17 protein-coding genes and 4 pseudogenes are annotated in these 22,294 nt (G+C 60.2%); 13 read left to right on the top strand and 8 right to left on the bottom strand.

What is annotated here, in order from left to right:
- Positions 1–38: 38 nt before the first annotated feature.
- Positions 39–1,328, top strand: a complete 1,290-nt coding sequence (locus G6N31_RS14110; RefSeq protein WP_098003844.1) for an O-antigen ligase family protein — start codon at positions 39–41, stop codon at positions 1,326–1,328.
- 141 nt (positions 1,329–1,469) lie between these two features.
- On the opposite strand, the pseudogene G6N31_RS27440 reads toward G6N31_RS14110, so the two are convergent.
- From G6N31_RS27440 to istA (G6N31_RS14095), 4 genes and pseudogenes are all read right to left on the bottom strand, one after another.
- Positions 1,470–1,814: pseudogene (locus G6N31_RS27440) on the bottom strand (integrase core domain-containing protein); the annotation flags it as partial.
- Positions 1,792–2,034, bottom strand: coding sequence for a helix-turn-helix domain-containing protein (locus G6N31_RS27845; RefSeq protein WP_170310807.1), 243 nt, complete (start codon positions 2,032–2,034; stop codon positions 1,792–1,794). The gene G6N31_RS27845 and the pseudogene G6N31_RS27440, both read right to left, overlap by 23 nt.
- Positions 2,035–2,045: 11 nt before the next feature.
- Complete coding sequence (gene istB, locus G6N31_RS14100) at positions 2,046–2,828, bottom strand: IS21-like element helper ATPase IstB (RefSeq protein ID WP_435404812.1); 783 nt, start codon at positions 2,826–2,828, stop codon at positions 2,046–2,048.
- Positions 2,829–2,830: 2 nt separating this feature from the next.
- Positions 2,831–4,072: an IS21 family transposase gene (gene istA / locus G6N31_RS14095; RefSeq protein ID WP_098003846.1), complete on the bottom strand. Its 1,242-nt coding sequence runs from the start codon at positions 4,070–4,072 to the stop codon at positions 2,831–2,833.
- Between the two features lie 116 nt (positions 4,073–4,188).
- Here istA (G6N31_RS14095) and G6N31_RS27435 point away from each other — a divergent pair.
- A pseudogene (locus tag G6N31_RS27435) lies at positions 4,189–4,432 on the top strand (IS1634 family transposase); the annotation flags it as partial.
- A gap of 1,444 nt (positions 4,433–5,876) precedes the next feature.
- Here G6N31_RS27435 and G6N31_RS14085 read toward each other — a convergent pair.
- Positions 5,877–6,875: an NAD-dependent epimerase/dehydratase family protein gene (locus G6N31_RS14085; protein WP_098003868.1), complete on the bottom strand. Its 999-nt coding sequence runs from the start codon at positions 6,873–6,875 to the stop codon at positions 5,877–5,879.
- Positions 6,876–7,780: 905 nt separating this feature from the next.
- Here G6N31_RS14085 and G6N31_RS14080 point away from each other — a divergent pair.
- Positions 7,781–8,647 (top strand): sulfotransferase domain-containing protein, encoded by an 867-nt coding sequence (locus tag G6N31_RS14080; protein ID WP_109790838.1) that lies wholly within the window; start codon positions 7,781–7,783, stop codon positions 8,645–8,647.
- A gap of 46 nt (positions 8,648–8,693) precedes the next feature.
- On the opposite strand, the gene G6N31_RS14075 is transcribed toward G6N31_RS14080, so the two are convergent.
- The 3 genes and pseudogenes from G6N31_RS14075 to G6N31_RS27430 form a co-directional block, all read right to left on the bottom strand.
- Entirely contained in the window at positions 8,694–8,846 is a 153-nt protein-coding gene (locus G6N31_RS14075) for a hypothetical protein (protein WP_163722171.1), read from the bottom strand.
- A 208-nt stretch (positions 8,847–9,054) separates the two neighbouring features.
- Positions 9,055–9,267 (bottom strand): annotated as a pseudogene (locus G6N31_RS27240) (ATP-binding protein); the annotation flags it as partial.
- Positions 9,268–9,395: 128 nt separating this feature from the next.
- The gene (locus tag G6N31_RS27430) at positions 9,396–9,761 is read right to left on the bottom strand and encodes a tyrosine-type recombinase/integrase (RefSeq protein WP_234815331.1); all 366 of its coding nucleotides are present in this window, start codon (positions 9,759–9,761) and stop codon (positions 9,396–9,398) included.
- A 299-nt stretch (positions 9,762–10,060) separates the two neighbouring features.
- Here G6N31_RS27430 and istA (G6N31_RS14060) point away from each other — a divergent pair, with 299 nt between their 5' ends.
- The 10 genes and pseudogenes from istA (G6N31_RS14060) to G6N31_RS14005 all read left to right on the top strand — a co-directional run bounded on the left by istA (G6N31_RS14060) (position 10,061) and on the right by G6N31_RS14005 (position 22,294).
- Positions 10,061–11,293, top strand: a complete 1,233-nt coding sequence (gene istA / locus G6N31_RS14060; protein ID WP_098003848.1) for an IS21 family transposase — start codon at positions 10,061–10,063, stop codon at positions 11,291–11,293.
- Between the two features lie 20 nt (positions 11,294–11,313).
- Positions 11,314–12,093, top strand: a complete 780-nt coding sequence (istB, locus tag G6N31_RS14055) for an IS21-like element helper ATPase IstB (protein WP_098003869.1) — start codon at positions 11,314–11,316, stop codon at positions 12,091–12,093.
- 1,113 nt (positions 12,094–13,206) lie between these two features.
- The gene (locus tag G6N31_RS14040; RefSeq protein WP_098003849.1) at positions 13,207–14,172 is read left to right on the top strand and encodes a GDP-mannose 4,6-dehydratase; all 966 of its coding nucleotides are present in this window, start codon (positions 13,207–13,209) and stop codon (positions 14,170–14,172) included.
- Positions 14,169–15,263, top strand: coding sequence for a glycosyltransferase family 4 protein (locus G6N31_RS14035; RefSeq protein WP_098003850.1), 1,095 nt, complete (start codon positions 14,169–14,171; stop codon positions 15,261–15,263). Before G6N31_RS14040 ends, G6N31_RS14035 begins: the two co-directional genes overlap by 4 nt.
- Positions 15,264–16,228: 965 nt before the next feature.
- A complete protein-coding gene (locus G6N31_RS14030) occupies positions 16,229–16,834 on the top strand; it encodes an arsenate reductase/protein-tyrosine-phosphatase family protein (RefSeq protein ID WP_098003870.1) in 606 nt (201 codons plus the stop codon).
- Between the two features lie 252 nt (positions 16,835–17,086).
- Positions 17,087–18,541, top strand: a complete 1,455-nt coding sequence (locus tag G6N31_RS14025) for a sugar transferase (RefSeq protein WP_276058130.1) — start codon at positions 17,087–17,089, stop codon at positions 18,539–18,541.
- A 241-nt stretch (positions 18,542–18,782) separates the two neighbouring features.
- Complete coding sequence (locus G6N31_RS14020; protein WP_098005114.1) at positions 18,783–20,066, top strand: glycosyltransferase family 4 protein; 1,284 nt, start codon at positions 18,783–18,785, stop codon at positions 20,064–20,066.
- A 115-nt stretch (positions 20,067–20,181) separates the two neighbouring features.
- Positions 20,182–20,310 (top strand): annotated as a pseudogene (locus G6N31_RS14015) (sugar transferase); the annotation flags it as partial.
- A gap of 304 nt (positions 20,311–20,614) precedes the next feature.
- Positions 20,615–21,133 (top strand): PH domain-containing protein, encoded by a 519-nt coding sequence (locus tag G6N31_RS14010; protein ID WP_098005115.1) that lies wholly within the window; start codon positions 20,615–20,617, stop codon positions 21,131–21,133.
- Between the two features lie 27 nt (positions 21,134–21,160).
- The gene (locus tag G6N31_RS14005; RefSeq protein WP_098005116.1) at positions 21,161–22,294 is read left to right on the top strand and encodes a glycosyltransferase family 4 protein; all 1,134 of its coding nucleotides are present in this window, start codon (positions 21,161–21,163) and stop codon (positions 22,292–22,294) included.

Genomic DNA, 22,294 nt, shown 5'->3' with positions numbered 1-22,294 from the left:
GTCCTCGTGCCATATACGAAATAATTTAGGAATGCTGCATGCAAAAGTCTTTGCGAATTCCAGTTCGCGAACTGCTCATTCTGCTGTCCGTAGCTGCAATTTGGTTCCCGTCGGTCCAGCTTCCGCTAGGGCCTGTTCGACTAAATTTCACTGAACTTTGCTTAGCGGCACTCGCTCCGATTGTCTTGGTCGCGAGAACCCACCGCCTGCAAGTCTCCAAGGGAACGCTCCTCTCGCTACTTGCATTCCTTTGGCTGGCGACGCTATCTATAATTCAACTTATGTACGTCGAGGACGTACGCGCTTCTTTGCGCATGGCTCTTTGGTTCGTTTTGTGCTTTGTGTTTATACTTACCGTCGTTGGAGCGCCCGACAGGCCAAGGCTGATAGCTAGATCTGTATATACGTTTATAATAGCTGGTTCAATTTCGATGTTAATCTCGAATCTCGACTATTTTGCCTCCATTTTAGGCGGAAGGACGATACTCGAGATCGGAAACCGGTCCGCGGGATTCTTCCAGCACCCTAACCAATATGCCATATGGATTGGGAGCTTTCTTCCTGTGGTACTACTGGTCGTAAAGAGACTGTCTGTCCTGGTGCTCCTGGCGTCCAACGCTTTAGTAGCGCTTCTTCTCACAGGTTCAAAGTTCAATATTTTCCTCGCAGCGCTCTTGCTATGTTTGTGTATCGCAGTCCGAATGCGCTCGGGTTTGCGGGCGTCAGTACTCAGCATCTTCGCCGTCGGAGTCTCCCTGGCTTTCTTTTCGTCCATTCTAGACTTCTTATTCCGGGCAATGGAAGCAGTCAACCCGAAGTATTCAGCGGCTTTTCGCGCGGTGATAGAAACTCCGACCGAGTCGCAAACATTTCTTGCCCGAATGAGTTTATGGCGCGAAGCGATGGACTATGGATTGGATAATCCTGTAACCGGGATCGGCGGTGGACAGGCGTATCTAGTACTGCAACGGGGGATTCCCCACGCACATAACCTGGAAATGCACTATTTTATGACATACGGCCTGCTCGGCTTGAGCGGTCTGCTCGTGATATTTCTCGTAACCTTCGTGTACGGTCTCAAGGGTAAGACGCATCAGAACTATGAGTACCGCTTAAAGTATGCGCTCCTAATTTCGATCGGGGCGATATTCATCTCAAACCAATCAAGCGACTCGCTGGCTGGACAGCAGATCCTCTTGCTGGGTATTTTGGTGGGCTTTGTGTTATCCGCGGCTGAGGTCAGACTTGACGCTTCGCGTGCGGATAAGCTCCCATCAACATCTGAACCAATGGTCGAGATGGACCACCCTTTGACCATGCGGTCGTGAGTCGTTCATCTGTGTGTACATAAAGTTGACGCCACGATGCTGGTCAAATGGCGCTCGATGGCTCACCTCCGGCTGGCCCCACCCGCACCTGGTTGTCCATCCTCCGCGTACTGCAGTTCTGGCCGTAGCCGGGTAGGGACGGCTGTTGGTGAAGATCCGGCGATAGGCCCATTCGGTCTGCAGGTTGCGGTTGAACCGCTCAGCCTTGCCGTTCTGCCACGCGCAATGGGGACGGATGAACACCTGGCGGGCTCCCAACGGGTCACTGCCGTGTGCATGTCTGCGCTGCGCCGGTAGGCCAACGTGTTGTCGGTCATGACGCGTTCGATGCGCTCGATGCCTGCCGCGGTGAAGGTAGGCCGCTGCGCGGGTGAGAAATCCGGCGCAGGTGCGGCCCTTCTCGTCGGGCAGGATCTCTCAGTAGGCCAGCCGGGAATGGTCGTGGATTGCTGAGTGCACGTAGTCATAGCCGACGCCGCGGCCGCGGACCTCTTCGCTGCGGCCGTGAGGAGCGGTCACGCGGTCCGGCCGGACCTTCGTCGAGGAACCGGCGCACCCACCGATAGGCGCATTGCCGCGACACCCCGAGTTCGGCGGCAACGTGAGCCGGCTTGCGACCGCCCTTGAGGATCCGATTAACCAACAGTTGCCGAATGTTGACGACGGTCGAAAAGTACGCCAGAAGCGACGGTGAAAAGTAGGCCACGTGGTCGGTGGCTATTGTGCCGTGTTGTCGGCTCTGGCGGAGGGCAGGGTGTCGATTCCGGTGTCCTTGAGCCGGTAGCTGGAGCCTTTGAGGGTCAGGACGTCGGCGTGGTGCACGATGCGGTCGATCATCGCCGCGGCCACCACTTGATCTCCGAATACGTCGCCCCAGCGGGCGAAGGGCAGGTTCGAGGTCAGGATCAGTGAGGCGTGTTCATAGCGGCTGGAGACCAGCTGGAAGAACAGATTGGCGGCGTCCTGCTCGAAGGGGATGTAGCCGACCTCGTCGACGACGAGCAGACTGATGCGGCGCAGCTTGGCCAGCTCGGCGGGCAGGCGCCCGGCGTTGTGAGCAGACTTGAGGCGGGCGACCCAGTCCACGGCGGTGGCGAACGCGATGCGGTGCCCGGTTTGGGCGGCCTTGATGGCCAATCCGATCGCGAGGTGAGTCTTGCCGGTGCCAGGCGGCCCGAGGAGAACCACGTTGGATGCCTTGGCCAAGAAGGCGCCGGTACCCAGGTGGGCGATCATGTCCCGGTTCAGCGCGGGTTGATGATCGAAGTTGAAGTCCTCCAACGACTTGCGGGTCGGGAACCCGGCCGAGCGGATTCGGGTAGCTGCACCGGAGGCTTCGCGGGCCGAGACCTCCCGTGACAGCACTGCCGCCAAGTACTCCTCATGGGTCCAGTTGGCGTCGCGGGCTTGCTCGGCCAGTCGGGCGGCGGAGTCACGGATGCGCGGCGCCTTGAGCGCTTGCGCGTAGTGCAGGACAGCCTTGAGGGGATCTTCAGCCATGCTCATGCCACCTCACCATCGGAAGGGACTGTGGCCGTGGTGAAGTCGACACCGAACGCGCGGTCGTAGTCGGCCAGGTCGCGGACCAGATGATCACCTGCCGCCGGTGGCGGACCGGTTTGAAACTGCTGACGCAACGCCGCGGCAGCCTGCACGTGGGCCGGATCAGTCAGGGATTGTCGCGCCGCCCAACAGCGGTCATGAGCCGCCAGCAGGCGTCCTGACCGGGTCACCCTCACCTGGGCCAGGGTGGTGCTCACCTCGACGAGTTGGCCGATCGCACCTGGGTCCACGGAGTAGTCGTTGCCAGCCACCCGCACGTAATAGTCGCGTCCCAGCCGCACCGAGCTCACCGACTCCACCATCGGCGGCACCGGCGGCAGCGCCAGCATTTGGGCCCGATCGGCCTCCAGGAAGTCGATCGGCCGACCGTCGAGGACCCGCACCCGACGACTGTTGGCCGTCGGCAGCCACTGCCTGAGTTGTTCATTGAAGTCGTGGGGGGAGGTAAAGCTGCGCCCAGGTAGGAACGAAGTTTCCAGATATCGGTTGGCTCGCTCCACCATCCCCTTGGATTCGGGGTCATAGGGCTTGAGCTGCACCAGCCGAGCGCCCAGCGTGCCCACCAGGGCGGTGACTGGCTCGGTCAGCCGGCCGCGACGTCCGATCCCGGCCTCGTTGTCCCACCACAGTTCGTGGGGCACCGCGGTGAAGTTCTGCGCCAGCAGCTGCCACATGCCGGCCACCAGATCCATGGTCTGGCGGGAGGGCAGCATCACTGCGGCGATGAACCGGGAGAACGCGGCGACCATCACCAGCACCGGCAGCATCATCTCCTGGCCGAAACCGACCGCAATCTTGGGCGCAGGGAACCACAGATCGCACTGGATCACCCGACCCGGCGGATGCTCGAGCCGATCGACCGGATCGGCGGGAAGGTACTCCGGGCGGACCGCCCGGACTCGCTCACGGAACCAGGAGATCGAGCCGCTCCAGCCGACCCGCTCGGCGATCACCGTCGCCGGCATCCGCGGGTACGCCGTCAACAACGCCCGGATCCGCGGCTCCACCTCGTTGATCGCCGACGGCATCGAGGCTCGCTGGTACTTCGGTGGACCGTCGCTGGCCAGCGCGCTGGCCACCGTATCCCGCGCAATGCCCAGCTGCCTCGCGATAGCCCGCTGCGACAAACCCTCGCTGCGGTGAAGATGCCGGATCAAGGCCCAGTCTTCCAAGGAGATCACCCATCCAATCTGATTGGGTGGCCTACTTTTCAGCCGTCGCGACTGGCCGGGTTCTCAACCGTCGTCAACACCGAACCACAAGTGGCATAGCGGCTTGACCACCAGACGGTCCCCATCACGATCTGCAGGCCTCCGCGATCTACCACCACCTGCACGATTCCATCGACGCCCGCCTGAGCACCGTGGTCGCCGAGATGGTCGTCAGCCACCACACCCAGACCGAAACCGACTAAGCATCAAGGAATTCGTGCGCAGCGCTCGCCGCTTCCGCACCGTGAACATCCAGGCAGGCGACCAGACGCTCACCGTCGCCGACCGCTACCCGACGACCTCCGCGCCGCTCTACTTCGAATCGCAGCGACAGTGCACACCAATTTGAGCCAAGTCGGGTCACAGGGGGGACTCGGGCCGGCCAGCGGTTTCCTGGAACGTTGCGATGCAAAATCAGGTCAAAAGGATGACCGGTGCCTCACCTATACGCTCCTTACGAGAGCGTCAGTCCCTCAAGTACGAGATCACGGATACATTCCGGCGCCACAATATGGCAGCCACGCACGCAATAACACCAAGCAGCTGAAGAGCTTGACTAGCGAAGAAAGCTATTCCCGCGCTTAAAGCCCCCATGGTAGGGGCGAGTGTAACCACTATTGCAAGTTGCGCACCAACCGAAGCCATTGAAATGGCGGCAGCAAAGTGATCGAAGCGCCTGGCCTGAAGCGCCGTAAGCATGGGCTGTACGAGAACATTTAGGATCATCGCCCCAGCCAACCACTTCAGCACCGACACCGAGCCCGCATAGGCGTCTCCGAGGAGCAGGGAGACCAGCCAGTCTGCTTCGAATATGAGCCAGACGCAGAGGATGAGCGGTATGGCAAGCATTGGGGTTGCGCGGAGCAGAGGCCGGCGTAAATTCCGAATATGTAATTCTTTGGCGAAGTAGGGGGCCGCTGCCGAAGAAAAAGCGCTAGTGGCCAGCATCAGAGGCTGTGTCCACCGATTTACACCACCGTAGATCCCGGCCGCCGAGGGCCCAGCCAGGAACCCAACAATCGGCAGGTCTAATTGTCTTGAATTTGACGCCAAAAAGATCATCAAATACCAGCGAGCGCCCCTCCACGGGTTACTCAGCAGTCGAGTACGCAAACGAACCTGCATGCTCGCGGGCGTTGCGATATATGTGAAAACCACTCGCAGCAAGTCTCCAAATGCTAAGGAGGACCACAAAGACACACTAGGGGCGATTTCTACGCTGAGTAGCCCAAAAAATGCAACTACCGACGCGCCTCGGCCTAGGAGCGTAAGCCAGCCCACATAATCGGCCTTGCATGCTGCCCTGAGAGGGACTAGGACAGTTATAGAAAGGCTTGTGGTGAATAGCATAACCCCGGTGGCGACGAATTGAGGCGCTAGCCAACCTGCGACTGCGATCTCAGCTGCAGCTATTATAGAAACAATATAAAGACGGGTCGATGCTCTTGAGTTCAGTTCCCCCTGCGTGAGTCGATCACTTGCCGACTCCCTAATCCAATACTGGGTCGCGCCAAGATCCATCAAGCCCGCTCCTACAATCCCAAGAGTGATTGCCGAAGCGACTGGACCAAATGCATCGGGACCTATCATCCGCGCAGTCACGATAAAGAGAACGGCAACAAGCAGCTGAGCAAATCCCAGGCCTATTGCGAGCGTAATTGCTTGTATCCCCAGCGACTGCTGGCGCCTCATCTTGCCTCCCCGTCACGGCTCATCGCCGAGGCATACGAACATACTTGTGTAGCCACAGTTGCGGCAAAAACACAGGTAACCCTCACTCTAAGTAGTAGTCGCGGTACCATCTAACGAAGCGTAAGACGCCCTCGGCTATTGGCGTCGAGGGCACTTGACCGATCATCTCGCGTAGTAAGGTGGGGTCAGCGTGAGTCTCCACAACATCGCCTGGTTGCATACCGCGCAGAACTTTTTTAGCGGTCCGGCCCATCGCGCTCTCAACCGCCGTTATAAACTCCATTAGCTCCACAGGGGTCCCGCCCGCGATATTTACCGTACGGAAAGGTGCGACCGGACTCAAAGAATCACTACTAGCAGCCCGCTTATCGCCGGGCGTTAGCCCACTTAGCGCAACGATGGCATCGATGAGATCATCGATATAAGTGAAGTCTCTCGCCATCTGTCCATGGCCGTAAACTTCAATCGGTTCGTCGCGGTTGATAGCTCTAACAAACTTGAACAGCGCCATGTCCGGACGCCCCCATGGGCCATACACAGTAAAGAACCGAAAAACAGTCGTCGGTATTCTGAATATGTGTGCATACGTGTGGCACATCGCTTCACCGGACTTTTTTGTTGCGGCGTATAGCGATACGGGAAAGTCGGTGCGGTCGATCTCGCTGAATGGCATCTTTTCGTTCCCGCCGTATACAGAACTCGTCGACGCAAACAATAGATGCTCGGGCATCCCTTGGCGGACAACTTCCAGCAGGTTGAAGGTTCCAATCATATTCGAACCTACGTAGGCGTCAGGGGCCTCCAGCGCATAGCGGACTCCCGCTTGCGCCGCCAAATGTATAACTATGTGTGGTTCGAACTCGGTGTACGCTAGCGCCAATGCGGATCGGTCTTCCAGCATGGCAGCCGTAAACTCGAAATTCTCAAATTCCTGAAGCTTCGCTAACCGCGCCTTCTTTAGTTTGACATCATAGTATGAGGTCATTCCGTCATAGCCTGCAACGGAATGGCCATCATTAAGCAGTCGTGCCGCTAGGTGAAAACCAATGAAGCCCGCCGCCCCGGTAATGAAGAATTTCACGCTTTGCGCCTCCCTCGACATACGATTAGTAAGAGTTTTCGTTTGGGTGGCGGACCCTCGCACCATAGTAGCGACATGCCTACACCGTGGGTCCGCCATCCGAAACTGTATGCTGCCTTCGGTTTACCTGCCTTGTCGGTCTATCGACTTTGGTTGCGGGCCGTGGGGATGACCCAAGCGACAGACGCTTGTGCTACCGCGGGAGGGCGGTGGCGCCGGCGGGCCCACCGGCGAACAACCCAATCAACCTGTGACGGGCCGTGCGGGCTGGGCCGCTGTAGGGCCTTGGATTCAAGCGATGGCTGCGGTGAGTGGGGAGTGACTGCGAAAGGGTCTCATGCATTGGCGGGTGTGCTGTCGGCCTCCCCGGGTGGATTCTAAACAATCCCGCAACGCTGACGGACCATACATGGTTACCAGCGCGGCTAATAAGTCCGCAGGTAAACGGTCTTGGAAGACCATCCAGGGCAGTTGTTGAGTGGTGACTTGTTCGCGCTATCCCGGGCAAAGGGGTTGCAGCGAGCGTCGTCTCGGCGGAGGGAGACCGATCAACGATGCCTGCTGCTATTCCGGAATTGTTGTGGCTCCTTAGACAGAGGTCAGAACGGATTCTAGCCATGAGACTAGACTGGCTCGCGGAAATTAATCTAAACAACTGCTGCGTGCCTCCTAGATCGCCCACGCTACCGAGGCGCCTGCCTAGATCATCTACCGATACGCGTCAATTTTCACAATCGGTGTTTGGGTGATGTATGCACCTGCTTCTGGGGAGATCTGAGCGCAATCGCGCCACGGCTAACACCTCGGATTTGAGCCCGCCACACGAGAGGGACAGAGCGCAGCGGGTCCATAAAGGACGCGCAACCCATCGCACCCGACACTGAACAACGTGATAGCTTTCTAGCATGAGGAGTGCTCCTGAGCTCGTGCGCGCCACGCGCCGAGTGATGATATTAAGGAAGACGGGCTGGCCTGTATACAAATTTTACCGCGCCATGACCGCCTCAGGGGTCTGTCGGCCCATACTGATAAATAGCATCCCAAAGGCTGGTACACATTTAGTTTCAAGTGTGCTAAATAGGGTTCCCGGAGTAAAGTTTTCAGGGCAGTTTATTGTCCATGACCATTTCGCGTCGACCCAAAGGCTTGAAGGGCAAATGCCCCTATATAATCAGCGCGATCTATCGCGTGCTATCCGAAAAGTTCCTCCGGGAACATTTGCAAATTGTCATTTATTCTTCGATGAATTCACTGAAAATATTGTTTCTTCTGCGGATGTGTCGCCGGTATTCATTGTGCGCGATCCGCGCGATATCGTCGTTTCGCAGTTGCACTATATCGAGGCATTCAAAGGTCACCATTCCCACCGTCACTTGACGTCTACGTATAGCACCCGGTCCGAACGTCTAGATTCTCTAATTTTTGGTTGGAAAACAAGCGACTCAGTTAGAGGGCTAGCGGATATCGGTACGCGTCTCCGATCGTTTAAGGGTTGGCCCAACGCCATTCCAACATTTAAGTTCGAAGAGTTTGCGCAAGCGTCAAGTCGAGAGAACCTGGAAGCTGCGCTGTTTCGCCTCCTGCAGGCCGTGGGATTGGAAGAGCGCTGCGACATCGAAACTGCGATGCGGGGCATCGGCGACAAGTGGAGTCCTACCCTCAACACGGCTGCCGCAGGCCGCTGGAGAGAGGTGCTAACGCCTAGGCAATCAGCTGCAATAGCGGACCTGGCTTCGGACTATCTTGCTGAGTACGGCTATGAGTCCAGCTAGTAACTCGCTGCATCATCTAGCGGTGAGGGCGCACAGGACGAAGCGTTCAACGCGCGGGGTGTTTGCGCAAGGGATTGCGGATCAGCGTGAGGGCGTCATTGGCGAACGGAACGGCGTAGCGGCCGGCCACCTTGGTGTGGTGATTGAGGTAGTCGGTTAAGCGCCGAAAGCTGTGCACGCGATGAAGCGCGACGGCCACAACGCCGTGGGGGATCAGGTGGACCGACTAATGGGCATGGCCCGCTCTGGGTCGAGCGCAGCAAGCGGTGCAACGTCACCACTAGTGCTGACCCGTCGCGGCCCGTCACCCCGATCGGATCGAGCTTCAGTGGAGCCTGCCGGCTGTCAATGGCCAGGTGTAAGTATCCGCTGGGCCGTATCGAAGTATCCGCTCCGTGCGGTAGTTCCTAGGCCGGCTTGGGACTCTCCTTCCTGTGTTGGGCGTCTTTCATGCGGTAGGGGTCGCCGTCGGTGATGACAATGGTGGCGTGGTGCGGCAGGCGGTCGAGGATGCAGACGGCGGTGGTCCGGTCGGGTTGAAAATCACCCCACTGTTCGAACAAGTGGACCAGCAACTGGGTGCCGGTGTCATCGAGCGCAGCAAACCCGAATTCGTCGAGCTATCCTGACTCGGGATAAGTCGACCTATGCCTATCCGGTGACTTGCCGAGTCGTACCGGGTGGAGGTGGTGAACACATCGTGGGGGTGTCGATCTCGGGGCTGGGGCTGCTGTTGTAGTCGGGATAGTTAAAGGCCTTCGAGGAAGGTGAGCAGCTTGTCACGCGGCGTTAGCAGCCGGGGTTGGTCGGCGGCGAGGTCATCGCATCGAGTGCCCCCTGCTTGATGGTGACATCGGTGGTCGGTGGGTAGGTGGATGCCGGTTGAACGGATGTCGGCGTGACCGAGCCACAAAGCCATGACCGCACTGTCGATTCCGGCTTGCAGCAACGACATTGTGCAGGTGTGCCGCAGCAAATTCGGGTGCAGTTCAGCCGCTCGGATCGTGGGACATGTTCGCGCAGCCGCAACCGCTTGAAGTCCAACGAGCCGTTCGACTGCGTCGGCGCTGAGCCGGCGCCCGGTCCGGATAGGAAGCAACGGCTGATCAGGCACGTCGCCACGCTCGGGGCGTCAGGTGCGGGGCACTGCTTGGGTTGTCGTCGTCAGGGGAACCGCGCCGGCTTCGGCCTTTCCCAGACAGCGAGCGCTCGATCCGTCGCCGAAGGTGATGTCGTCACTGTGGAGACTGGTCGGTTCTGAGACCCGCAGCACGGTCTGGATCGCCAGAAGCACTAGCGCGGTCTCTGTTGGCCTTCCCATCGATCGGTCTCGGGAGCGTCGATGTCGGCGTCGGGTGAACACTGACCCCTAATCGTCGGCCGAATTTGGACCCCTCGGTTGATTCTGAGGATGTGATGTCAGTGGAGGATTGGGCTGAGATCCGCCGGTTGCACCGGTCGGAGGGGATGCCGATCAAGGTGATCGCCCGGGTGCTGGGTGTGGGCCGCAATACCGTGCGGCGGGCGCTGGCGGCAGAGGGGCCGCCGAAGTATCAACGGGCGAGGACGGGCTCGAAGGTCGACGCGGTCGAGCCACAGATCCGGGAGCTGTTGCAGGCGTATCCGCGGATGCCGGCAACGGTGATCGCCGAGCGGATCGGCTGGGCGTACGGGATCACGATTCTCAAGGACCGGATCCGGGAGCTGCGTCCGCTGTATCTGCCACCGGATCCGTCGGGACGCACGCAGTATCTGGCCGGGGAGCTGGCCCAGTGTGATCTGTGGTTCCCACCGGTAGACGTGCCCTTGGGGCATGGCCAGACCGGTCGGCCTCCGGTGTTGGTGATGGTCACGGGGTACTCGCGGATGATCACCGCGATGATGCTGCCGAGCCGCCAGTCCCCGGATCTGTTGTGCGGCCATTGGGAACTGCTGCGTGGATGGGGTGTGGTTCCTCGGGCTTTGGTGTGGGACAACGAATCTGCAATCGGTAAGTGGCGGGCCGGTAAGCCGGAGCTGACCACGGCGATGAACGGCTTCCGCGGGATGCTGGGCATCAAGGTGGTGCTGTGCCGGCCTGCGGATCCCGAGGCCAAGGGTCTGGTCGAGCGGGCCAACGGGTACCTGGAGACCTCGTTTCTGCCGGGTCGGTCGTTCAGCTCACCCGCCGACTTCAACGAACAACTAGCCACGTGGTTAGTTGTCGCCAACGCGCGGACCCATCGCAGTCTGGGATGCCGGCCAACCGATCGCTGGGCCGCCGACTCGGCAGCGATGGTGGCGCTGCCACCTGCACCGCCGGCGGTCGGCTGGACGACCACGGTGCGGCTGGGCAGGGACCACTACGTGCGGTTGGACGCCAACGACTACTCGGTGCATCCCTCGGTGATCGGCCGCAAGGTTACCGTCACCGCCGACCTGCACACGGTGCTCATCCATTGCGACGCGGTCCTCGTCGGCGAGCACCAGCGTTGTTGGGCATCGCACCAAACGATCAGCGATCCCACCCACGTCACCGCCGCGGCACGGTTGCGCACTCAGCGCTGGCTGGCCACCGCAACACCGCCCGATGACAGCGGAGTGGATTATCGGGACCTGGCCGATTACGACCGCCTCCTCGGTCTCGACGGCGAGGTCGCGTCGTGACGACCAAGCGCACGGCGGCAATGAGCCGCGATGTCGGCGCGGAGTTGGCGTTCTTGACCCGTGCCCTCAAGGCGCCCTCGCTGGCTGATGCGATTCCCAGATTGGCCGAGCGGGCCCGCGCTGAGACCTGGACACACGAGGAGTTCTTGGCCGCGTGCCTGCAGCGCGAGGTCGCCGCCCGCGAGGCTCACGGCGGTGAGGGCCGCATCCGGGCAGCACGATTCCCGGCACGAAAGGCATTGGAAGAGTTCGACTTCGACTATCAACGCTCGCTCAGACGCGAGCAGATCGCCCACCTGGGCACATTGGACTTCATCGCCGCTAAGCAAAACGTCATCTTCCTCGGGCCACCGGGCACGGGAAAAACCCACCTCTCCATCGGGTTGGGCATCCGGGCATGCCAGGCCGGCCACCGCGTCGCGTTCGCCACCGCAGCCCAATGGGTCGACCGCCTCGCCGCTGCCCACCACGGTGACCGACTCCAAGAGGAACTGATCAAACTTGGTCGCATCCCACTGCTGATCATCGACGAAGTCGGCTACATCCCCTTCGAGGCCGAGGCGGCCAATCTGTTCTTCCAACTCATCTCCGCCCGCTACGAGCGGGCCAGTCTGATCGTCACCTCCAACAAGCCCTTCGGCCGATGGGGCGAAGTCTTCGGAGACGACGTTGTGGCCGCCGCCATGATCGACCGCCTCGTTCACCACGCCGACGTTCTCTCCATGAAAGGAGACAGCTACCGACTCAAAGACCGAGACCTCGGCCGCGTCCCCGCGGCCACAACCACCAAACAAACCTAGAACGGGGGTCCACTTTCAACCGACGAAAAGGGGTCCAGATTCACCCGACGTTGACAGTCGATAAGGGCCTCGATCCCAGTAGCCGGTGAGAAAGGTAATGAGCTGCTTGTCGAACCGTTCGGCCGGTCTCGCCAAGACCCGCTGGATCACCCCGGCGTGCTTGGGGGTGGCGCAGAGCGGCGAAGCCAAACAGGGAACGGATCGCAGCCAGCCGAAGATTGCGGGTGCGGGTGCTGTTTCGCCGGACGTGCTCGAGGTAACGAGGAACGCCGCGATTAGGTCGGCGTCGGGATCGGTCCACTCCGGCCGGGAGGGCGCCTTGCGGATGCGCTCCTGTGTGAACTCGACCAGCAGCCGAAGGGTGACGGTAGGACGCGTTGGTTCGTGGACTGACTTAACGTTCCTTGGGGTGAAACGTTCCTTCGGGTGAAGAATGCCTGCAGTGTTGGGGCAACAAGGCTCATCGGGTGCCGCTCGGAATGCTGGTTGCTTCCAGGCGTAAAGCCCCCAGCGGCAGCAGTTCTGGGGCAGCCCAAAGATACGAATAGGTCCATCGGTTCCCGATGGCCCAGGTAGATCGATAACACCGGTAGGCGTGCCTCGACGTCCTCTCCGGCTCAATACCAACTGATCTAATTGCCGAGATGAACCCGAGGTCAATCGGCTATCGAGCGCAAACCAAACCGGTATCCCTGGTCAGCGTGCGTTGGTCGCAACGCTTTACGCCGCCAGATACGAAGGCCACAGCTTTCCGAAGCGCTACAATCCGAACTGAGAGCGCCAAGCGTGACTAATCTCGTCGGTAACGTCTGACATTCGGGAAGCCGGGTTGCCCGTGGCGAGTAAGTGCCGTACGTTATGCTCATCGTTCGCCGTATGCCGACGCTGCGGGAGGGTCTCTGGGGGAGGAATTGCTAGCGTGCTGTACCGCCGCCTCTACAATTTCGACTTCGACACCATGCGCGAGGTAGCCGACAAAATGCGACGCAATTGCGGCAGCATCGTCGCGGTAAATTCTCGCGACGACGGACCAGGCTCAGACTATCGGTTGATGGCCGCCACGCTGACGTTTCGTTCTGGTGTGTTGGCCAGTGCTGTAATAAGTCGATTGGCATGAAGGCGCTCATCTGCGGCATTTCAGGCCAGGACGGCGCTTACTTGGCGCGTCTGCTGCTCGACAAAGGGTATGAGGTATTTGGGACTTCCCGTGACACCCAGGTTGGCCGATTCACAAATCTGTCTCGGCTAGGAATACTTCCGCACGTTCGTCTGGAGTCTATGGCGACAAATGATTTCCGTAGCGTGCTGAACGTCCTACGCCGAACAGATCCTCAAGAGGTCTATAATCTGGCGGGGCAAAGCTCGGTCGGTCTGTCATTTGAGCAGCCGGTCGAAACCCTCGAAAGTATGGCTTTGGGAACGGTCAACTTGCTTGAAGCTATACGCTTCCTAGAGAGACCGATTCGCTTCTATAGCGCTGGCTCGAGTGAATGTTTCGGCGACACTGGAGGATATGCGGCCAACGAACGAACGGCTTTCCATCCGCGAAGTCCATACGCCGTAGCGAAGAGTACGGCACACTGGCTCGTCGCGAATTATCGTGAAGCATACGGGTTGCACGCGAGCACCGGCATTCTCTTCAATCACGAATCGCCATTGCGTCCTGAGCGTTTTGTGACGAAGAAGATCGTCAAGGCAGCGGTTCGAATTGCCGCCGGTGATCGCACGAACCTCACGCTGGGCAACATTCAGATCAAACGAGACTGGGGATGGGCTCCCGAATATGTAGACGCGATGTGGCGAATGTTGCAACAACCCACCGGCTCCGACTTCGTCATCGCAACAGGGGAGAGCAACACACTTGAGTCGTTCGTGGAGGCGGCTTTCGCGTGTGTGGGACTCGATTGGCGTGAGCACACCGAGCTTTCAGAGATGTTGATGCGACCCTCTGACCTGAATCAAGGACTCGGTGATCCATCCAGGGCCCGCGAGATTCTTGGTTGGGCACCGACCTACCGGATGAAGGAGGTAGTTGAGGCGATGGTGGACGCTGAGCGCATCGAGTCTGCAGACCTTTGAAAGTCGCACTCGATCATCGGATATTTTCCATGCAGCGATATGGAGGCATCTCGCGGTATTTTTTTGAACTGACGAGCCGACTATCAAGTAACGAAGTGGCGGACGTTTCCATTGTATCCCCCCTCTACATCAACAATTATTTGAAATCTGAACCTCCGTACTCTTTCGTGCGCGGTCGGTACGTCCCATATGACTTCGCGGGCGTTCGACATATGGTGGGCCTTGCGAATCGATTCGCAGCGCCTTTCGCTTGGTCGAATATGGACGCAGATATTGTTCACGAGACATACTTCACAATGCTGCCCGTAGGCAAGGGTGGACGGCGGGTCGTGACGGTGTACGACATGATTCATGAGCTTTTTGCACCTAAGGTGAAACGTCTGCGCATGGGCATCACGAAGCGTGCTGCTATTGATCGGGCCGACCACATTATCTGCATATCGGAGACGACGAGGCGCGACCTAATTCGTCTCTACGAGATCGATCCGGCACGAACAAGTGTTGTACATCTCGGCTACTCACTAACTTCTGCAAGTGGTGGTGCAGAAGTGCAGCGAACCAAAAATAGGCCTTCACTCCTATATGTGGGCAACCGAGGAGGCTACAAAAATTTCCGCACGCTATTAGCGGCGTTCAGCAAGTCGCAGTTGTTACGCGAATTTGAACTGGTAGCATTTGGCGGTCCGCCCTTCGCCGCCTCCGAGCATAAAGAGATTGAACGACTGGGTCTGACTGGAAGAGTTCGGTACAAGTCAGGGTCTGATGCGGCGTTGGCGGAATGTTATCGGACGGCTGTCGCATTTGTATATCCGTCGATGTACGAGGGCTTCGGGATCCCGCCTCTTGAAGCGATGAGCCACGGATGCCCGGTGGTTTGCAGCAACGCGGGCGCAATTCCAGAAGTGGTGAGTGACGCGGGAGTGTATTTTGATCCCGAGAATGCCGAGGAATTATGCGGGACCCTGGAGCGAGTCGCAGCAGATGATGGATTACAGACGGATTTGCGTGCCCGCGGATATGAGCGAACTACCGCATTCTCCTGGGCCCGATGCGCCGAGGACACCGCGCGGATCTACCGCAAGATAGTTTGAACGACTTCGGACTTCCCGGGCCCCTATCTGGTGTGCGTAGGTGGTTCTGGAGGTGTGTGCTGCAGTGAGCGGTCAATGGGTTTGGCGCTGATGCCGCCTTAAGGCATCGCACAATCGTCCGGTGGTGCGTCTTCGGCGCGACGTCGAGCGGCAAAGACCGGGCCGCAGCGTGGCTGGGCATGCGGACAATGACCGCCTTCTTAAATACTTGGTTCAGACGTTGGTATCCAATGCGGGTTGAGTCGTTGCGCAGAGCGTTTTCCCAGGTAGCTACCTGCCAGGCGGCGGACGCCGCTTCGGAGCGCTGCGAGCCTGCGATATTTACGCCATGACGATGTTTGCATGCATCGCCGCGCGGAACGGATCAAGGTGCAGGTCTGCATCTGGGTCTGGCGAGCATTGATCGCCGCCAGCAGATGGGTCCCGGCGAGGCTTGCACGTCGCTGTGGATGAGGAGATCGGCGTCGTCGGTGTTGGTCTAGGAGTGAGCCACGAGCGAAGCTCTGCACGAATTGATGGGCGTGGCGCCACGGTTCTCGGCGACGTCGTTGTGGTGGCACGGTGATCGTCGTGCTGAAGCTATTTCAGTTTCATTGTTCTTTGATTAACTGTCCGCGATGCGGTCAACGGGCAGCCTCCCTGACACTTGAAGTTGCCCACGGCAGCTCCGGTGAGCAGTGCCTGAGGCGAGGTTGTTGACCGCTCCTGGGTGCCGGCGTGAGGCGTCGTCGATGAGGGCGGCGAGTCTGTTTGGATTGGGCGTTCGGATGAGCGTGACGGGTGACGGTGTGTACGGCACATCATCGAAACTGGTAACGGCGGTAGCGTATTGCGATGGTCTCGAGGACGAACGGTAGCGCACCTGCTCTACGTGGCGCGGCCAGGGTGTGGTCGGCCCAGAAGGTGTGGCGTGCTGCGACGCCGTGGCGGTGCTGCTAAATTATGTGAGCGGTTCCCGCGGTCGCATGAAGCCCAGGTTAGGCGGGGACGCCTACCAGGTCACGTTCCTCAACTGGGAGACTGCGCTGCATCTTCTCTTCGTTTGCACCGGTAACATCTGCAGATCGCCCACCGCGGAGCGTCTGGCGCTCCGCTCCGGCGCTGAACTATCGATTCCGAACTTTGCCGTGTCGAGCGCAGGCACTCGGGCGGTCATCGGCCATCCCATTCATGCCGACGCAGCGCGAGTTCTTGAACGATTGGGTGGCGATGCATCTGCCTTCGCTGCGAGGCAACTTACGGCCAGAATTGCCGCGCCCGCCGATCTCATTGTGACTATGACCAGAGCGCACAGGGACGCCGTCCTCGAACTGGCGCCGAGCAAACTTCACCATACGTTTATGCTCGCGGAGGTGGCTCGGCTCGTATCTGCATGCGGCGCCGTCACCATTGCGGACCTCTCGCGACTCCGCTCGCATCTGGTTGGATCGGATGTAGCCGACGTGCCAGATCCGATGGGGCACGGGGCAGAGGCCTACGAGATGGCCGGATCCTTGATAGTCGAGCTTCTACCGCCTGTCATGGCCCTCTTTGCTCGCACATCAAGGTGCGCTGGCGGTAACGAACGTTAGGTGCAGGTCGCGGGGCAGGTTTCGCAGGCCATTTCCGAGTCACCTAGCACGAGCATTTCGGGGCTTGCCCGTCACGGCGGATGTAGCGAAACCGTTATTTGTTCTTCATCGAGGTGTCGATCTCGCTAGGCGCTGAGCGAACAAGCCGAACTGTTGAGAACATCGCTCCTGTTGGGCTAAAGTCCCTAACCAAGGGGAGAGTGCGGGGGGATAGTGACAGCGCTAAACGAGCACGTATCGGCATCAGCTAACATGGTTGCGATACCAGGCAAGATTCCGACGTGGCAGCAGGCGTATGCGCTGCGACTTGTCGCAGTTGACTTGGTGGCAATCGTCCTCGCCGTCGGTCTCGCTCAATGCCTCCGTTTCGGTGCAACGTTGCAGGGGTTGGAACAGGCCGGGCTGGTCTGGAACTACACGGTGGTATCGGCGTTGATAGTCGCGACGTGGATGGCAGCGCTGTCGATCAACCGGTCGCGGTCCACGCGGGTGATTGGTTCCGGCGCGGAAGAATATCGCCGCGTCTGGCTAGCGACCATGTCCGTATTCGGGTTCGTTGCGATCGTCTCAATGCTGTTCAAGCTGGAAATCGCGCGTGGGTACCTGATGATCGCACTCCCTGTGGGTTTGCTGCTGCTCAGCTTGGGGCGTTGGGCAGCGCGGCAGATCGTCGCGGCTACCCGGCGGCGACATGGGCGATGCATCACTCGCGTTTTGGTTGTTGGCAATAGCGCGGCGGTGCGCGACCTGACCAAGTCCTTGGCCCGTGAGCCGGCCTCCGAGTATCAGGTCGTGGGTGCCTGTGTTCCAGGCCCGATCCAGCGCCACTCGGTGGAGGTGCCTGGTGTCGGCTCCGTCCCCACCTTTGGTGACGAGTCGAACGTGGTGGGCGCTGTCCTTGCGACTGGTAGTCACGCCGTCGCCGTCACGGCTACCGAGCGACTCGATGGTCGTGGGATGCGTGATTTATCGTGGGAGCTGGAGAAGCTGGACATCGATCTGCTGGTGTCACCGGGTGTCGTCGATGTAGCTGGTCCGCGCCTTCAAATGCGTCCGGTCTGTGGTCTTCCCCTTATTCATGTCGAGAAGCCGCAATACAGCGGGGCGAAGCGCTTCCAGAAGCGATTCTTCGATATCACTTTTGCGATCACAGTCCTACTGTGCGGACTTCCATTCCTTGTCTTAGTCGGTCTCGCGATCAAGCTAACCAGCCGAGGCCCAGTCTTCTACCGTGCTGAACGCATTGGGCTTGACGGTAAGCCGTTTGAGATGATCAAGTTTCGAACAATGTTCGACGGCGCCGACAAGATGGTTGAGAAGCTGGCCACACTCAACGAGAGCGAAGGGGGAGTGCTCTTCAAGATCCGGCAGGATCCTCGCGTCACGCCTGTGGGAAGGCTGCTGCGCAAGTTTAGTATTGACGAGCTGCCGCAATTCATCAATGTTCTAAAGCGTGACATGAGTGTCGTCGGTCCTCGTCCACCCCTCGGTAAGGAGGTCCAAACTTACGACGAGCGTGCGATGAAGCGACTGCTGGTTCGGCCCGGCATCACCGGGCTTTGGCAGGTCAGCGGGCGGTCCGACCTCTCCTGGGAAGACTCCGTGCGCCTTGATCTTTTCTACGTCGAGAATTGGTCGATGATCTCCGACCTTCTAATTGCTTTGAAGACCATCAAGGCCGTATTCAGTCACTCTGGTGCCTATTAAATCGCCTGGAAACCGACGTGACGGTGCCCACCGACCCAGGGCCAGCCAACTCAGATGTCACCTGTTGCTGCAGCAGGCCCGTGAGTAGAGTTTCCCCGTGGGTTACCCCGGGAACGTGCTGCGCACCGACGAGCGCGTCGTCTCGGACCGCCGCCTGCACTGGGAGCGCCGCAGATTGCGCGAGTTGCCGAGCGCCCACCCGCCCTCCCCCTAATTCAGCAGACTCCTAGGCTTTGTTGCTATGCCGTCTCGTCCTGACATCGCGATACTCGGGTTGAACTATCCACCGGAGCACACGGGCATCGCGCCGTATACAGGTGGCCTCGCCGTTGGGCTGCGACGCCGGGGGTTCCGCGTGGAGGCGCACGTGGCCCATCCTCACTATCCGCAATGGAAGATCCTTGACGGATACGGCAACTGGAGTTACACGGAAACCATTGACGGGGTCGACGTGCACCGCCGCCTTCACTACGTGCCACACCCACCCCGGGGGGTCCGCCGCTTGATTTCGGAACTAAGCTTTGGTATTCGGTTGGTGTTCGCACGCTGGGGTCGTCCAGGAGTGACAATCGCAGTGTCGCCTTCCTTATTCTCCACGGCTTTTGCCGTTTTTAAGAAGCGACTGAGCCCGCGGCGGACTCCTTTGATCATTTGGGTACAGGACATCTACTCACTTGGGATGGCCGAGACGAGTGAGGGTGGTCGAACCGCCCACCGCATCACCCAGTGGACGGAATCGAGAACGTTGCGCAGCGCAGACCGTGTTGTCGTCATCCACCAGCGGTTCGCGGATTTCTTGATTGAGCATCTTGGGATCGACAAGTCGAAAGTGGTCGTGGTGCGAAATTGGACGCATCTGCCGAAGACAGACCCAATGGACGCCACCGCGGCAAAAGCGGAGCTGGGTTGGCCGGCGGGCGAAGTGATAGCGGTCCACACCGGGAATATGGGCGCCAAGCAGGGCCTAGAAACGATTGTCGCCGCGGCGCGTGTCGCAGAGCAGCGCGGCGCACCCATCCACTTCTTTCTCGTCGGGGACGGTGGTGAGCGAGCCAAGCTGCAGGAGCTAGCCCGCGGTATCTCGCGACTAACCTTCGTCGATCCGCTGGACGACGCAGAGTATCGATTCGCCCTCTGCGCTGCCGATGTCCTCCTGGTCAACGAAAAGCCGGGCGTTGCTGCGATGGCGGTGCCGAGCAAGCTCACGTCCTATTTCGATGCCGGGCGCCCCATCGTCGCCGCCACCGCGGCCGAGGGTATAACCGCCTCAGAAGTCCTGGCGGCCGACGCCGGGATCGTGGTGCGCGCTGGTGCTCCTGACGAACTTGTTGACGCAGTACTCGCCGTGACCGCCGATGCGAAGGCGGCCGAACAATTCGGTCGCAACGGGCGTCGATATCGCGAATCGGTGCTCGACGAAGATGCGGCCGTTGAGCAGTGGATAAACTTGATCAGATCGTTGGCGCCGAATGATCAGTCGGAAGAGGTTGAGCGCAGTTCCCGTTCGACGCGGTCGCTTCAGTAAGATCACGCCTTTCATTGTCAAGTAGGCGCGTTGACGTCGTTAATTAGTGGGCGGTAGACGGTTTCAGACCGCGTCGAGGCGGCGCATTGCTTCGGTAGGTCAGCGCCCGGTCTGGTCGGACCTGTCATGGGAAGACACGGTGCGCCTCGACCTGTTCTACGTCGAGAACTGGTCGATGATCTCCGACCTGCTCATCGCCCTTAAAACGGTTAAGGCGATGTTCAACCACTCCGGCGCCTACTAGGCGGAGAATCGGATAGTCGCTAGAGCCCGAGGGCGCGACTCACCCAATGCTTTACTCGATCCCGGAAATCCATTCCGGCCAATCGGAACCGCACGCACTCACACACAGAACAGTCCGTTCCCGCTCGATAGTGTTCGTGAGCCGCCCGGTCGTGTCCGCACCGGCAATCCCCCTGAGGCACAAGGAAGAATCTACGCTTCCGCTGTCTACTTCCTGGCAAATTCCTGAAGTCCGGCAGCGGCCTGTGTTGCGGAGCTGTAGCAATGACCGCGACCAACGGCCCGCTTCTCAGTAAAGTGCACGCGTGGGCTATCCCGAGAACGTGCTGGCCAGAGACGAACATGTGGTGCTGCATCGCCATCCGCACTGGGGGCGGCTGGTCCCGGCAGCACTCATCCTGATCATCGCGACCGCGGCCGCGTCGCTGCTGGCCGGCTACGTCAACACACTGGCGTGGGAGCCGACGGCAAAGAACGTGGTGTTCCTGGTCATCGCCGCCGTCTGGTTCGTCCTGATCGGCTGGCTGGCCATCTGGCCGTTCCTGAGCTGGTGGACCACCCACTTCGTGATCACCGACCGACGGGTGATGTTCCGCCACGGGCTGCTCACCCGGTCGGGCATCGACATCCCGCTGGCGCGCATCAACAGCGTCGAGTTCACCCACGGCCTGATCGACCGGATGTTCCGTAAGGGCACGCTGATCATCGAGTCGGCATCGCAGGATCCGTTGGAGTTCACCGACATTCCGCAGGTGGAACGCGTGCACTCACTGCTGTATCACGAGGTCTTCGACACGCTCGGCTCGGAGGAATCACCGAGCTAACCTCGAACCGACACACGAGGGGGAGCATTGGGCACACCGGGGGAGCGCGTCGATCTGCTGTTCGATGCCCGCCACATCGACCAGAGCGGCATCGGCACCTACATCACCGTGCAGATTCCGGCGCTCGAAGATGTCTTCGCACGCCACGGCCGCACCCTGGCCGTGCTCGCCGACCGGGACTACGCCCCAGACGTCGGCGCCACCACCAGCGTCGTCTACTCCGACCCGACCAACGCGCCGATGTACTCCCTGCACGAACAGCGGGCCTGGGACCACGCCCTGGACGCCGTCCGCCCCAGGGCGTTCTGGACGCCGCACTACCCGTTCCCGTTCACGCTGCTGCGCCCGCGCCACCGCGACGTGCTGGCCTTCATCACCGTGCACGATGACAACCACCTGCTGCCGACCGAGATCAGCGGCCAGAGCAATCTGCGGCGCGCCTACGCCCGCGCGATGCTGGGCCTCGACGCCCGCCGCGCCCGCATCCTGTTCAGCCCGTCGCAGGCCGCCGCCGATGCGCTGGCCGCCTACGTGCCGTCCGCGCGGTTCGTCGTCACTCCGATCCCGGTCGGGCCGCAGTGGCTCCAGCCCGCCGACCCCGGCCGATCACCGGTGCAGGACAAGTTTCTGCTCTACCTCGGCAACGTCAAGCGCCACAAGAACCTGCCGCTGCTGCTCGAGGCGTACGCCCAGGTGCAGCACGACATCCCGCATCGGCTGGTGATCGCGGGCAGCGGCGCCTCGGTGAAGATGCTCGACGAGCGCGTCCACGAACTGGCCACCACGCTGGGGGAGCGCGTGCAGATGATCGGCCGGCTGGACTTCGACGCCCTGCACGCCCTGGTCGCCGCCGCCGACCTGCTGGTGATGCCGTCGCTGAACGAAGGGGCCGGGCTGCCGCCGCTGGAAGCGATGGCGTCGGGCACCGCGGTGCTGTCCTCCCGCATCCCGCCGCTGCGGGAGACCTGCGGCGACGGCGCCGACTACTTCGACCCGTACGACCCGCAGGAACTCGCGGCGCTGCTGCGCCGCTATTGCCTCGACGACGCGGCCCGCGCCGGCCTGCAGGCCCGCGGCCACACCCACGTCCACCGACGGCAAGCCGAAATCCCGACCCACGCCGCGGCCGAGGCGATCTGCGCCGAACTGCCGCGCCGCTGA

Origin of the sequence: Mycolicibacterium duvalii (assembly GCF_010726645.1) — a bacterium.
Lineage (GTDB): Bacteria > Actinomycetota > Actinomycetes > Mycobacteriales > Mycobacteriaceae > Mycobacterium > Mycobacterium duvalii.
This window is presented reverse-complemented; position numbering and strand designations above follow the sequence as displayed.